The organism is Chroococcidiopsis sp. CCNUC1, from assembly GCF_023546805.1.
Taxonomy (GTDB): domain Bacteria; phylum Cyanobacteriota; class Cyanobacteriia; order Cyanobacteriales; family Chroococcidiopsidaceae; genus Chroococcidiopsis; species Chroococcidiopsis thermalis.
Genome location: NZ_CP097480.1, coordinates 1,385,670 through 1,399,531 on the forward strand (window position 1 = coordinate 1,385,670; position 13,862 = coordinate 1,399,531).

General features: G+C 44.4%; 13 protein-coding genes and 1 pseudogene. 7 read left to right on the forward strand and 7 right to left on the reverse strand.

What is annotated here, in order from left to right:
• Nucleotides 1–163 precede the first annotated feature (163 nt).
• Nucleotides 164–1,585: a cytochrome P450 gene (locus M5J74_RS06475; protein WP_015153322.1), complete on the forward strand. Its 1,422-nt coding sequence runs from the start codon at nt 164–166 to the stop codon at nt 1,583–1,585.
• 27 nt (nt 1,586–1,612) lie between these two features.
• On the opposite strand, the gene M5J74_RS06480 is transcribed toward M5J74_RS06475, so the two are convergent.
• The 4 genes from M5J74_RS06480 to M5J74_RS06495 all read right to left on the reverse strand — a co-directional run bounded on the left by M5J74_RS06480 (nt 1,613) and on the right by M5J74_RS06495 (nt 3,980).
• Complete coding sequence (locus M5J74_RS06480) at nt 1,613–2,344, reverse strand: TIGR04283 family arsenosugar biosynthesis glycosyltransferase (RefSeq protein ID WP_106168987.1); 732 nt, start codon at nt 2,342–2,344, stop codon at nt 1,613–1,615.
• Nucleotides 2,345–2,436: 92 nt separating this feature from the next.
• Nucleotides 2,437–2,772, reverse strand: coding sequence for a carbon dioxide-concentrating mechanism protein CcmK (locus M5J74_RS06485; protein WP_015153324.1), 336 nt, complete (start codon nt 2,770–2,772; stop codon nt 2,437–2,439).
• Between the two features lie 204 nt (nt 2,773–2,976).
• Complete coding sequence (locus tag M5J74_RS06490) at nt 2,977–3,288, reverse strand: carbon dioxide-concentrating mechanism protein CcmK (protein WP_041462378.1); 312 nt, start codon at nt 3,286–3,288, stop codon at nt 2,977–2,979.
• A gap of 227 nt (nt 3,289–3,515) precedes the next feature.
• A complete protein-coding gene (locus M5J74_RS06495) occupies nt 3,516–3,980 on the reverse strand; it encodes a rhodanese-like domain-containing protein (protein ID WP_015153326.1) in 465 nt (154 codons plus the stop codon).
• A 425-nt stretch (nt 3,981–4,405) separates the two neighbouring features.
• On the opposite strand from M5J74_RS06495, the pseudogene mutL reads away from it, so the two are divergent.
• A pseudogene (gene mutL, locus M5J74_RS06500) lies at nt 4,406–6,221 on the forward strand (DNA mismatch repair endonuclease MutL).
• Between the two features lie 20 nt (nt 6,222–6,241).
• Here mutL and M5J74_RS06515 read toward each other — a convergent pair.
• On the reverse strand, nt 6,242–6,757 hold the full coding sequence (locus M5J74_RS06515; protein ID WP_250016043.1) for a GNAT family N-acetyltransferase: 516 nt from the start codon (nt 6,755–6,757) through the stop codon (nt 6,242–6,244).
• A 248-nt stretch (nt 6,758–7,005) separates the two neighbouring features.
• Here M5J74_RS06515 and M5J74_RS06520 point away from each other — a divergent pair, with 248 nt between their 5' ends.
• The 3 genes from M5J74_RS06520 to M5J74_RS06530 are packed head-to-tail and all read left to right on the forward strand — an operon-like array spanning nt 7,006 to nt 8,591.
• Complete coding sequence (locus tag M5J74_RS06520) at nt 7,006–7,398, forward strand: pentapeptide repeat-containing protein (protein ID WP_106216239.1); 393 nt, start codon at nt 7,006–7,008, stop codon at nt 7,396–7,398.
• A gap of 36 nt (nt 7,399–7,434) precedes the next feature.
• Nucleotides 7,435–8,109 carry a Uma2 family endonuclease gene (locus M5J74_RS06525; protein WP_106216238.1) on the forward strand — a complete coding sequence of 225 codons (675 nt, stop codon included), beginning with the start codon at nt 7,435–7,437 and terminating at the stop codon, nt 8,107–8,109.
• A 59-nt stretch (nt 8,110–8,168) separates the two neighbouring features.
• Nucleotides 8,169–8,591, forward strand: coding sequence for a hypothetical protein (locus M5J74_RS06530; RefSeq protein ID WP_106167146.1), 423 nt, complete (start codon nt 8,169–8,171; stop codon nt 8,589–8,591).
• A gap of 23 nt (nt 8,592–8,614) precedes the next feature.
• Here M5J74_RS06530 and M5J74_RS06535 read toward each other — a convergent pair whose 3' ends face one another.
• Nucleotides 8,615–9,070 carry a hypothetical protein gene (locus M5J74_RS06535; RefSeq protein ID WP_015153331.1) on the reverse strand — a complete coding sequence of 152 codons (456 nt, stop codon included), beginning with the start codon at nt 9,068–9,070 and terminating at the stop codon, nt 8,615–8,617.
• 192 nt (nt 9,071–9,262) lie between these two features.
• Nucleotides 9,263–10,825 carry an NAD(P)/FAD-dependent oxidoreductase gene (locus M5J74_RS06540; RefSeq protein WP_015153332.1) on the reverse strand — a complete coding sequence of 521 codons (1,563 nt, stop codon included), beginning with the start codon at nt 10,823–10,825 and terminating at the stop codon, nt 9,263–9,265.
• Between the two features lie 491 nt (nt 10,826–11,316).
• On the opposite strand from M5J74_RS06540, the gene M5J74_RS06545 reads away from it, so the two are divergent.
• Together M5J74_RS06545 and M5J74_RS06550 are read left to right on the forward strand one after the other, a co-directional pair.
• The gene (locus M5J74_RS06545) at nt 11,317–12,228 is read left to right on the forward strand and encodes a DUF1338 domain-containing protein (RefSeq protein WP_250016046.1); all 912 of its coding nucleotides are present in this window, start codon (nt 11,317–11,319) and stop codon (nt 12,226–12,228) included.
• 258 nt (nt 12,229–12,486) lie between these two features.
• Nucleotides 12,487–13,779, forward strand: coding sequence for a glutamate-cysteine ligase family protein (locus tag M5J74_RS06550; RefSeq protein WP_250016048.1), 1,293 nt, complete (start codon nt 12,487–12,489; stop codon nt 13,777–13,779).
• Nucleotides 13,780–13,862: the final 83 nt, after the last annotated feature.

Here is a 13,862-nt window from a genome sequence, read left to right on the forward strand (position 1 = left end):
AGCGATCGCCAACGAGAAAACGCTAGGAAAGTTTAAGGCGATCGCGGTTGACTCTACATCTGCTTGGGGTAGATTATTTCAGTAATGCAGTATCTGTATTTTGACTACTTAAGGCTGGCGTAACAATAAAAGAGATTTAGAAAGAGAGTTAGAGCAAGAAATTATGTTTCTACCCCAAGGTCCAAAAACTCCACCGCTCGTTCAATTGTTACAGTGGATTGCTAATCCCTTTGCTTTAATGGAGTCTTGCGCTCAACGTTATGGTGACTGGTTTACTCTCAAGGTAGGTTTAAATTATCGTCCCCTGGTCTATGTCAGCAGTCCCCAACTGTTACAGGAGATATTGACCAACGACCATTACAAGCAGTTTGACGCACCTGGAGAGATCAACGGCATTTTCGCTCCATTATTAGGGGATTTTGGAGTCATCATGCAAAGTGGCGATCGCCACCGCCGCCAGCGCCAACTGATGGTTCCACCCTTTCATGGCGATCGGATGAAGGCATACGGTGAAATCATTACCGAGATCGCCAAACAAGTCACCAGCCAATGGAATCCGAATCAGCCTTTCTCTGTGCGGGATTCCATGCAAGCCATTTCCTTCAATGTCATTTTGCAAGCTGTTTTCGGTTTGAGGGAAGGAGAACGCTATCGACAGATCGAAAAACTCCTCTACAACATGCTGGAGTTAACGAACTCGCCCCTCAAAGCTAGCCTCTTATTCTTTCCCTTTTTACAACGAGATTTAGGTGCATGGAGTCCGTGGGGGAACTTTTTGCGTCAAAAACAACAACTCGATCGACTACTACATGCTGAAATAGAAGCACGTCGCGCCAATCCCGATCCCGGGCGTACCGACATCCTCAGCTTACTCATGGCGGCGCGGGATGAAGCCGGAGAACCGATGAAAGATGAGGAACTACGCGATGAATTGATGACGCTGCTTGTTGCAGGTCACGAAACCACGGCTACAGCTTTGACATGGGCATTATATTGGATTCACAAACTGCCCGAAGTCCGGCAAAAGTTGCTGGCAGAACTTGACATTCTAGGCGATACACCAGACCAAAACGCGATCGTGCGACTGCCCTATCTCAACGCCATCTGTTCTGAAACCCTGCGGATTTATCCCGTGGGAATGCTTACTTTTCCGAGAGTCGTGCGATCGCCCGTTACTCTTTTAGGGCAACAGTTAGAACCAGGTACGGTATTAGTAGGTAGCATCTATCTCGCCCATCAACGCCAAGACCTGTACCCCGAACCAAAGCAATTTAAACCAGAACGCTTCCTAGAACGGCAATTTTCTCCTTACGAGTACTTACCCTTCGGCGGCGGCGTGCGGCGCTGTATTGGTGCAGCTTTTGCCCTGTTTGAGATGAAACTCGTCTTGGCTACCATCCTATCTAACTTAGAACTCTCGCTAGCCAACAACCGCCCCGTACATCCCGTAAGGCGAGGTTTAGTCTCAGCCCCTACCAAAGTTGAAATGGTTATGACTGGACGGAGAATTGAGGGGGACAAGAGGGACAAGGGAGAGGGGGGAGACAAGGGAGACAAGGAAGCAATTCCAGCCACCAGCTATTGATCGCTCTTTCCACTCACCACGCACCACTTACCGAATATCCCGATACAGTCGCTTTAAATATGTGGGAGAAATACCAAATCCCCACAAAAAACCGACATATAGATATATTGCTGTTGCTTGCCAAAATCCCCAACGGGCAACACGGCGATCGCTACTTTGGACGATGCGATTGACTTGCCGGATGCGCCCTTGCCGCACTAATTTCAAGCAGAAATCGGCTTCTTCCATAATTGCCAAAGTGCGATCGAAACCACCACATTGCCAAAAATCAGTTCGACGACAGAAAATCGCCTGATCGCCGAATAGTAACCTCAAACCCTGAAAAAATAAGTGGGGACGAAATAGTAACGGCGCGTAATAAGTTTTGAGAAAATTGTGCAGAGACATCCACCAACGAGTTTTGGAGGAACCTGCCATGAGGGAAACAAAACCCCCACCTGCAACTTCAGGATCTGCCAAAGTCCGCTCGATTATTTCAACGAGATCGTCTGGAACCCAAGTATCAGCATGGATGAAACAAAGAACTTCTCCGCTGGCAGCTTTTGCCCCTTGGTTCATTTGAATTGCACGCCCGCGCTCAGTACAGAATAAAACTTGCACTCCCGCAGCTTGAGCGATCGCAACCGTACCATCTTCGCTACCACCATCGACAACTAGCACCTCCCACGCTGGAGGATCGAGTATGCTTAGCTGTCGCAGAGTACGCCCGATACAGCTTGCTTCATTCAACGTTGGAATAATAATTGAAATCCGAATCACAAGAAAAGGGAGTAGGGAACAGTTGTCAGTTATTAGTGGTAATTGGTAATTGGTAATTGGTAGTTGCTCCCTGCTCCCTACTCGATCGCTCTCTATCTTTGAATTATCGGTCGTTCCACCGAGTCGCGGAAGCGCTGGACTTCATCTGTAAAGCCGATGGGTAGTACGACTTCTACGTTTTCGTGTGGGCGCGGAATGATCACCCAGGATTCAAGCGTACCTCCGTATACATTTTCTACTGCCTCAATTCCTGCGGCAACGGCGGTTTTGACTTCTTGGACATCACCGCGCACGTTGACATTAAAACGAGCGCTACCAACTCGAATATAACCAACTAAAGTGACTCTTCCGGCTTTAACCATTGCATCTGCTGCGGCTAACACAGCAGGAAAACCTTTCGTTTCAATCGATCCAACTGCCTGTGGCACTGGCTATCTCCCCAAATAGATCGTGTCAAGAATTTGTAAGTATAGAGCTTAAGAAATACATTCTATAAATGCTCATCCTATATTTTGACAGAGCGAAAGCATTTTGTGTCATCTCTTCTTTGTCAATAGATATTTATTCCTAATTGTGACAATAAGCTCTGACAGGCGATCGCGTCGCGCCCTCACTTTATATTGCCAGTCGCCTTAAAACGTGCGGAACTGCTCTACTTTTTGAGTGTATTGAATTGGTAATACCGTTTCTATGTTTTCTGTCGGGTTGGGAATGATGTAGTGAGCGATGACTTGAGCCCCAAACACTTCTTCAGCAGCCGCAATTCCCGCTTCTACAGATCTATTAACCTCTGCTACTTTACCGCGAACCGCGACTAAAAACTCTCCCTTTTCGGCAATCCCATAGTAAACAAGGGTGACTTCGCCTGCTTTCACCATTGCATCTGCTGCGGCGAGTATGGCTGGAAAACCCAAAGTTTCAATGACTCCTACTGCTGCTGGCACGATCGCGACTCCTAGATCAATTGCATCAATGCATTTTATTGTAAGTGCCGCGATCGCAAAATTGACGATTGGCGATCGCCCAAAGCTAGATGATAAAGATCCCACCGCGAAAAAACTCCGAGATGGGATTGGTTTGCTATTCAGAGTCGATTAAATTTCTAACGCTCTTTTGATGTTCTACGTAAGTAGCTTCGTCTTTTTTTAATTCCGGCTTCTGACTTCTTACACTAGTTATCTCTAAGGTTTTTCTGCGTATCCGTATGATGTTGTAACTGAGTTACAACATTGTATACTTCCTGATCTTTTGGTGCTTGAGACTCAACAATCCCTTCTGTAGGACCTGCGATCGCCTTCCATGCAGGAAAACCGCCTTTAAGTTCCGATACATGCTCAAATCCTGCCGACCGGAGACTTTGAGCAGCTTCAGCAGTTTGCTCGTCTGTTTCACCGTAAACGTAGATATCGCGGCTCGGAGCTAAGGAAGATTTTGCCCGTTCAGCTAAACTTTCCATTGGCATGGGCATAGCTCCCATGATATGACCGTCGTTATATGCGTTTCGAGGGCGCACGTCAAGGATGGTAAAAGCAGGTTCTCCCCATTCCAAGCGCGATTTCAGTTCGTGTACGCCCGACTGAGCTTTAATCGGAGGCTCAGGTGGAATCACCCCTTGCATAAGATTATCTTTATCCATTAGGCTTCCTCTCTTTACAAAACTAACAGCAATGTACCAAGGAAAACAAACCAAAACGATCTTTCTTTAGCAAGAACTTTTCTACATTCATCCTAAAGATAGAATAATAAACTCAAACATCCATCAGCGATCTATCTCCATGTAGAAGAAGTAAAACCCACGACATAGATGATAGCTATAGCAATGCAAATCGAATTGAACCTGATTCACTATCTATGGTCATAAAATCACACTTCGTCATCCTTAAGAAATAATCCTAGAAAATATTTATAAATGGGTAATGGGTAATTAGTAATTGGTAATTGGTAGTTGCTCCCTTATCCCCCTTCTCCCCCTCATCTCCCTCAGCTCCCGATCGCTCCCTCAGCTCTCTTATCCCTGCTCTCTGCTCCCTGATAACTGTCTCCTCCGATAGACTAGATCTTATGAAATCTGGGATTCTACCTTTACCTACTGAGGTCGTACATTTAATCGCGGCTGGAGAAGTTATCGATTCTCTGGCTGCTGTCGTGCGGGAACTCGCAGAAAACTCTCTAGATGCTGGAGCAACGCGGGTAGTTATTTATCTCTATCCGCAACAGTGGCGCGTTCGCATTGCCGATAATGGCTGTGGCATGGATTTGGAGAATTTACAAGCGTGTGCTACTGCCCATAGCACCAGCAAAATTCGTAGCTGTGAAGATTTGTGGCAAGTTACGAGTTTGGGATTTCGTGGCGAGGCGTTACATAGTTTGGCTCAACTGGCTGAATTAGAAATTTTGAGCCGTGCTGCTGCGACTGGTGAGGGATGGCGCGTGAGATACTGCGATCGCGGCGAAGTTCTAGAGACAGAAACAGTGGCGATCGCTCCTGGTACAGTCGTCACAGTCTCTAATTTATTTGCAAATTGGGCAGAACGTCGTCAGGGAATGCCTTCTCTGAGTCAACAAACCAGAGCGATCCAAAATACAATTCAGCAAATTGCCCTGTGTCATCCTCACGTCACCTGGCAAGTCTGGCAAGACGATCGCGAATGGTTTACCCTCTCCCCAGGAGCAACTACCCAGCACTTAATCCCACAAATTCTACGCCAAGTCAGTTTGAGCGATTTGCAATATCTTAAGGTTGAAGTGCCAACTCCTTTTGAGGGAGCAGGGAGCAGGGGAGCAGAGGAGCAGAGGGAGAATTTAATTCCGAATTCCGAATTCCGAATTCCAAATTCTCACTATTCATCCCTTCAATTGGTTCTGGGTTTACCGGATCGCTGTCATCGTCATCGTCCAGACTGGGTGAGGGTGGCAGTGAACGGTAGAATGGTGAAGTTTGCAGAATTGGAACAAACGATCTTTGCGGCGATGACACGGACGTTACCCCGCGATCGCTATCCAGTTTGTTTTCTCCATTTGAAAGTTGCGCCGTGGCAGATCGATTGGAACCGCCAGCCAGCGAAAACCGAAATTTACCTACATCATCTGAGTCATTGGCAAGAACACACGGCAGGCGCTATAGAACAAATACTGCGGCTCAATAGTAACAGCGTGTCGGACTCGGCTCATAATACACGAGTTACTCAACTCATTAAAGTTGCGGAAGAAAAAGGCGTATATAGTACGAGTCGGGCGATCGCACAGGGAGACAAGGGAGACAAGGGAGACAAGGAAGACAAGGGAGACAAGGAAGTTGAGGGGGATCGACTCTACACCCTACACCCCACACCCTACACCCTTTTCTGAAAGCGATCGCCCAGGTACACAACATGTATATCTTGGTAGAACATCCTGGTGGTATGTGGTTGGTGGAACAGCACATCGCCCACGAACGAGTATTGTACGAGCAACTGTGCGATCGCTGGCAACTCGTCCCCTAGAACCGCCAGTGATTCTGAATCATCTTTCGCTGGCTCAAATAGCTCAATTACAGCGTTTGAATTTAGAAGTCGAACCGTTTGGCGATCGCTTGTGGGCAGTCCGTAGCGCCCCTGCAATGCTGGTACAGCGCGACGACTGCGCCGATGCCTTAGTAGAACTAAGTTTAGGTGGCGACTTACAAGCGGCTCAAGTTGCGACTGCTTGTCGCTGTGCCATCCGCAACGGTACGACTTTGAGTTTAGAAGAAATGCAAACGCTACTCAATCAATGGCAGCGTACCCGCAACCCCCGTACCTGTCCCCACGGTCGCCCAATTTATTTATCGTTAGAAGAATCGGCTTTATCGCGTTTTTTCCGCCGTCACTGGGTGATTGGTAAAAGCCACGGAATCTAAGCACGTGTTTTATTTCATGCTTAAACGCAATCGAACAAAGATGGATACTTCACCATCCCGCTAACTCCATTTAATGCCCCAGGTACGAGTTCCAGTACCATAAATGCTTCATCTGGAACAGAAAAAGGCGATCGCAATCCTCGATCGATCGCAGGCACAAAACCAAAGCGACTGTAGAAGTTCGGACGACCCAGAACTATAACAATTTTGTATCCTAAAATCTGACACTGTTTCAACCCTGCTCTCACAAGTTGAGAACCGACACCTTGATTTTGAAACTGAGGCAGAACAGCTAATGGAGCCAAAGCCAATGCTATCACATCACCTTGAGGACTAACGATCGCAATTTCGCTAAATAAAATATGCCCGACGAGGCGATCGCCTTCAACTGCTACTAAAGATAGAGCAGAGTTAAAATTAGGTAAGTAACGGATATTCTCAACTAATTTCGCTTCATTTTCTTGACCAAATGCAAGTCGATTAATCTCGAAAATACCAGCATATTCTATAAAATCCTCAGAACGAACTATTCTCATAAGTTCCATTTAAACAAAACATAATATAAGTCAATTATTTCCAACGCAGCGCTCCTTGCTATCTCTCTATTTTTCATTTCCGTAATAAAATGTAAACATCCTAATTACTCTTTGCGCCTACTCTTCGAGAACGCTCCGCGTATGCGTCTTTGCGCGACATAATTCTTCCACTTCCAAACTACAAATAGTTCTATTGTGTCCTTAAACTAGAAATAAAACCTTTAACTCCAAAATTGTTAGATTTGCTTATGTCTGAAGCCATCCCCAACTCCATGACTGATGTAGCCGAACTCCTCAACCAATATGCGGCTGGAAAACGAGACTTTACAAGCATAGAACTTGGTGCAGTCGATCTTAAAGCTACCGATTTGAAGGGCGCAGACTTAAGTTATGCCGAACTAAGTGGAGCCGATCTAAGTGGCGCAAACTTGAGAGGAGTAGACTTAAGCTATGCTAACCTCAACGAAACTAACCTCAATGGAGCCAATTTACGCGGAGCAATTCTAATTGGTACAGATTTACGTCACGCCAAACTCGAAACAGCAGACTTACGCGAAGCAGATTACGACCCCGATACCACCCACTTTCCCCCAGGATTTGACCCCATACAAGCAGGAATGCGATCGGATCGCCTCAGCTAATATTCATCAGTAATGAAAGCAATTTAGGATGGGATGATGACACAATCCGACCTCAAGCCAGCATTACCAACTAGTGCCGAACTACCTTGTTCAGATGATACGCCCGTAGACAACGAAGACCAAAATTTTCTGCCTAACTTCTTATTATTTTTACTTAACACTATCTGGGCAAATCGGATCGATTGGTTCTTTGGGGTGGATATGGGAATTTATCACACCACCGGAGTCAATCCTAGAATTCCCGTTGTCCCTGATGGCTTTTTGAGTTTGGGAGTCGATCGCAAAAAACAAGGTAAATCGCGTAAAAGCTATGTCATTTGGGAAGAAAATGATGTTGTACCAATTTTGACCTTAGAAATTGTCTCTTGGACTCCAGGGGGAGAGTATGACGAAAAGATGGAAGTTTACGCTAAGTTAGGGGTTCTATATTACATAATTTATAATTCCGAGTTCTGGCGGCGGGACGGACATCAACCCTTTGAAGTTTATAAATTGGTAAATGGAGTGTATCAGTTGCAGATAGGCGAACCCTACAAGATGCCAGAAGTAAATCTAGGAATCGGAAGACATCAAATAGTTTTAGGAGGCATACAGCAAGAGGTATTGACGTGGTATGACTTGCAGGGAAATCGCTATTTAACAGCAGAGGAACGAGCCGAACGATTAGCTGCACGGTTGCGAGAGCTGGGAGAAGATCCAGAGAATTTGTAAGTTCTAGTTATCAGTTATCAGAAAGTAGTTACAAATGACAAATCATCAAGGAGATAATCATGGATCTACAAGGTAAAAAGAGAATCGAAGCTGTTTTAGCGATCGCGGGTTATGCTGCTAGTGGCGGTGCTGTATCGGCTCTCCCTTCTCCAGGCGTAGAAATGCCAAAACAGTTTGTCTTAACTGCTGCTGATATTGGCATGTACACCTTAATTTGGAAAATCTATTTTGAGGAAGATCTATCGCAGAAAAATCTATTAGAAATATTGGCTGAGTTAGGTATGGTTACTATTGGTGCGGTGGGAACAGCCTATGTCGTTGCTAAAGTTAGTACGGCAATTTTAAACGAAATTAACGATTGGCTAGGACCTGTGGGATGGGGTGTCAAAGCTGCGATCGCAGGTTCTCTATCGAGTTTATTTGGATTGGGTTGGATGCTCTATTGCGATCGTCTCTACTCACAAAAAGAAGTAGCTTTTTAGGCTTTAATTTTCAAATTTTACAACTAGGAATTTTTGACTGCTTTAACAGTCACTTTCTTGCGAAGTTTAGGACTTTTATCTCGCTCTCGCAACCATTGCAAGGAAACAATATTTAACAATAACCCATTCACAAATAACAAGACGATCGAAACAATTTGATGCCAAACAATCGGTTGTACCGATAGATCGAAGACGATGTGAATAAAATTTATGACAGTGAACAGAACTGTCAGGCAAAAATGTATGAGTCTATATCGTCTCGAATTATTAAATGCAGTCACTACAATTGCGATCGCTGGTAAGACAAACATGCCTAACATTAACCATGACTCGAATGCCGGCATTTTTCCCTGAGTATCAGGCATCATTACATTTTCACCATAAAGCAGCGGCATTAAAGCTAACTGCGTGTGAAAAACTGTTCCGAATAGAAATACTATCCAAAGAGCAATTATTTTTCCTTGCTTACTGATGCTCATATATCGGGTTTAGGGGTTAGAGGTTAGGACAGTGACCAGTTCGACAACGACTGGCGATCGCAATTAAAAACCTTGGTAACTAGTATCTGATGATTCCTAATAGTACAGACGTTACATGTAACGTCTGTACATTGACAACTGGTCACTGCGTCCATTCTCCCTCCTAACAGCTAATAACCCAAAAGAGGTAAACTATCTTTTAATCAACAGCTCAGAAGTGTTAGCTCGATTCCAGACCGATTGACCTGTAATCAATTCAACCGCATCCATACCGTTACCAATGACTCCTGGGACACTGGGATATCCAGCACTAGCACCAACGAAGAAAAGATTTGGCAATTCAGTTGTATATCCTAAACGATTCAAACCGACTTGCTTGGGGATTAACTTCGCACCGTAAATGTTTCCTTGTGGTTGTCCGAGATAATATTCGCTAGTGGTGGGAGTTCCAGAAATCTTCATACGAGTATAAGCATTCACGTCAGGAATCAAATCTCGCACGCTTGTCATCATATCTTGATAAAATTGCCGTTTTTTCGTCTTGTAAGCTTTAAGATCTGTTGAGTGCAACTGTTTAAATGGTTCGTAGGGACACACGGTAGCAATTTCTAATACGTGATGTCCTGGCGGAGCCATACCACCTGCTGGAGATTTCATCGTAGGACAAGAGAGAAAAATCCAAGGATGGTGTAAGTCACCCAGCAATTGTTGGCGATAGGCTTGATTTAAATCGCCATTGGGATAATACCAAATATTCCAATTGCCAATCCCATATTTTTCTGGCTCAAAGCGGCTATCTAAACCTAAATAAATATTAAAAGCACTAGCAGAATATTCGTAACCAGTCAGGCGTTGACGCTCCCGATTACTTAATTCTTCGACAGTTTCCCGCATTAAATGTAATGTTAACTTGGGGTCTAAGTCGCTGATATAAGCACGAGTAGCCTGATAAGTTCTACCTCCAGCAATGACTTTTTGTACTTGACGGTCTTCAACTTCGATATATTCTACGGGAGTTGAAAATTGCACGACGCTACCACCAGAGGTAATGGCTGCAACAATCTCATCAACCAAGTGTTTGAAGTGGTGCTGAGGGTAATAGGCTCCTTCCGAGTAATCCCATACTAAAGAAGTATGAGTAAAAAGCGCAATTTCCTCGGGTGGCAAAGCATAGTCTCCGCTTTGTCCTGCTAATATCGTTTGTAGTTTGGGTGACAAACCGACACGATTGTAGAGATCTTGTAGCGTCCAATTTCGCCTTACAAATAAATTCCAATACTTGGGTAACTTCAACCAATCTGATAGATGGCGATTGTACCAACGGACTTCTTGAACTAGGCTGCGAATCTCTTGGTGTATTTGCTTGATTTCGTCACAATAGCGATTAATTGGTGTGGCTTGCTCTGGAAAAGTTGAGAGCAAACGCTGACGTAGGTTTTCCCAACCTAAAGGAATTTTAAAATCAATTTCTGGAGCAATAACGCGATCGATGCAATCGGGATTGAGGGAAACAAAGGGGACATCCCGCTCAATGTAATTAAGAAATTGCGCGATCGCCTGACCCGAGCCACACTGGGAAATATAGTGAACGTCTGCACAAAATCTATATTCCCCATAATCAAATGTATGACAGCATCCTCCCGCTAAGTAATGCTGCTCCAAAACCACAACTCGATATCCTTGTCGAGTCAAACAAGCGGCAGCTGACAGTCCTCCTAGTCCAGCTCCCATAATGACAAAATCGAAGCTTTCCATATCAGACTCTCCCCGGAATATGTCTACTTTTACACTAAGTAGAAAAGTTGAGAATCTTGTGAGTTTGTTTCAACCGAATGAAGTTAGTTGAACAAATATGTACAAAGTTAAAAGTCAAAAGCCAAAAGGAGCCAGTGCGTTGGGCGGCTCTGCCGACTTAAAGCAACTGGCGTTCAAAATTTGGCTCTTACTATCACCATAACAAATGACAAATGACAAGTGACAAATGATTAATTATAAAAAAGTTCCGCACTCACCACCATAGAACGTGCGGAACTATATCAGCGCAAAGGCGTAGCATCTACCAGTCACACTACCGTCATTCACAGATGACTCAGATGACTTGATATTTAATATAGAAATAGAATTTGAGGAACTTGTGAGGAAACAGTTGTCAGTGTAGAGACGTTACATGTAACGTCTGTACAAAGTTATCAGTCAGCAGGGTGAACAATGCCCACCTCTTCATCCCCTTCTTCCTTCATGATGTTATGAAAGCTGAAATTGCGCTTCATCTTTGGGATCGGCTCTGGCAACAATACCGTGCTAGAGTCAGCTACGCTCAAGTTTACGAACAAATGATTTTCCAAGCAGGTGGTACGGTTGCCAACGACCATATTGCTTTTCGTTCGCTGCGGTTAAATATTGATACGCCCGAAGGAAAACAGAATTTAGGCATTGAGTATTTAGCTAGTGTTGCTGAGGCGTTGGGTTACACAGCAGCGGGAGAATATATTTTTCCAGCACAGAAATTATACGCTCGCCACTATCAACATCCAGAACAGGAACAGTATGACTTACCCAAACTATTTATTAGTGAATTGATTGTAGAAGAATTACCAGAGGCGATCGCATCTCTCATCTATCAAACTGTTAGCGATGCCTCTCTAGGGTGGGCAATGCCCTCTAATGCAACTAATCCAACCGATATAGATCTAATCGTAGATCGGCTCCAAGGCGTATTCACCCGCCCTTGGTCGCCTCCCAAACAATCTGTGGTAGAAGAAGTTAATCGAGTTACCCAATATGGAGCCTGGGTATTATTACATGGATATGCAGTCAATCATTTCACTGGCTATGTCAACCGTCAGCACACTCTACAATATCCAGATATAGAGACTACAGCTAACGGCTTAGCTACTTTGAGAGTACCGATGAAAGCCCAAATTGAAGGTAGCTTAGAAGTTGGTTTGCGTCAGACTGCTACTCATGCAGTGAAAGAGATGGTAACAGTCATAGATGATGTGACTGGAGAATTAATGCAAATTCCTTGGACTTATGCTTATTATGAAATTGCCGAACGCTACCCAGTAGAAGCAGTAGGAAAGAAAGTATTATTCGATGCATTCTTAGGACAAAATGCCCAATATTTATTTGAAATGACGAGGAAGGTATCTTCATAAAAGTAGCCAAAGACAGCGAGAACAATTACGTTTTTGGATGTTAGTTAGCAAAATTGATTTTGCCAATTTAATCGCACTAGCAATCGAGCTTTGCCAACCGGAATATTGGGCTTAACATCATCGAGAGCATTAAATTTACGCCTTAAGAGAGATATTTTAGCTCAAAAGTCAAAGTCTATCTTTTAGATACTTTAAATTATCGACGAGCGTGAAATCATTGCAATAGAGGTAAAAAACTAAATTGTAGAGATTTTAGCCATGACAGAAGCAAAGCGGCGGCTTGGATTTGAACAAGAGTTTTTCCTCGTCGATCGCACTGGGGCAATTTCTCATCGTGCCGATGAATTTTTATCGCGCTGTCAGGCGATCGCAACTGAAAAAGGCAGCAATCCAGATTGTTTTGCACCTGAATGGGTTAAGCATATTGTTGAAATTAATACAAACCCGGTCAATTCAGTTACTGAACTCACTCAAGAGTATTTTAGTAACCTGCAAATAGCAATCCAGGCGGGACAAGAATTGGATTTGAGACTCTATCCCTTGTCTACTTATCCCTTGCACGTCATGCCGATAATTCGTAATAAGTTATGGTATCACGTTCAACTGCGTACCGTAGGTTACGATCGCTTCTTGCACGCAGGCAGGTGTACGGGTACGCACCTACATTTGGAAGTTGAACCAGGGGCGATCGATCCGCGTATAGGAGTATCTTACGACGCTACTCCAGCAGCCAAAGCAGAAATCTTGAATCTCTTCAATCTAGCGACAGCTTTAGACGCTGCACTGATCGCGCTTTCCCGCGCTTGTCCGTTTTACGAAGGACGGGGAATGAATGTTTCAGCGCATACCGTACATTATCGCGGACGAAATATTTTTGGCTGGGAGGGAGTTTACACCAATCTGCAAGCCGTGGGAGGACTTCAGCCTTACGTCCATAGCGTAGAAGAATTAGTAGAGTTGCAGTTTGGGCGCTATCATGCTTGGTTGGAAGCGATGGATCGTGCTGGAGTAGAACGCCATCTGTTTTATGAGGCGGGAGGTAGCATGTTAAAAACGGCATGGAATCGCGTCCGACTCAATAAAATCGGGACGATCGAATTGCGCGGTACAGATAGTAACTATCCCGATCGCATATTAGCGATCGCAACTTTAGTAAGTAACGCCGCCGCCAGAGTCAGACGCGAGAATTTAACCGTCAGACCAAAAGCAGGCGTTAAGACTTTTCAATTAAAGGGCGATCGGTTAGACGTACCAGAATTTGAATATTTAGATAACGATCTACTCTATACAGCCGTAACCGAAGGAGTGAAAAATCGAGAAGTTAAGGATTATCTCGACTCCATATTTGAATTTGCCACTCAAGACGGTGAAAATATCAATTTATTAACTAAATTTCGTTCCGATCTCGGTGAATATCAAACTACAGAAGCGGAACTGTTACAAGAATTCCAAACCTCCACAGGTGAAATTTCTCTAGATGAAGGACTGAGACTTGTACGCCAGTCGTGCGACAAGTTAGAGCAACAAGTTTTTAGTGTTATTGGTCATTAGTCATTGGTCATTGGTCATTGGTAGTTGACGGTTGATTGATAACTGATAACTTTGTACAGACGTTACATGTAACGTCTCTACAC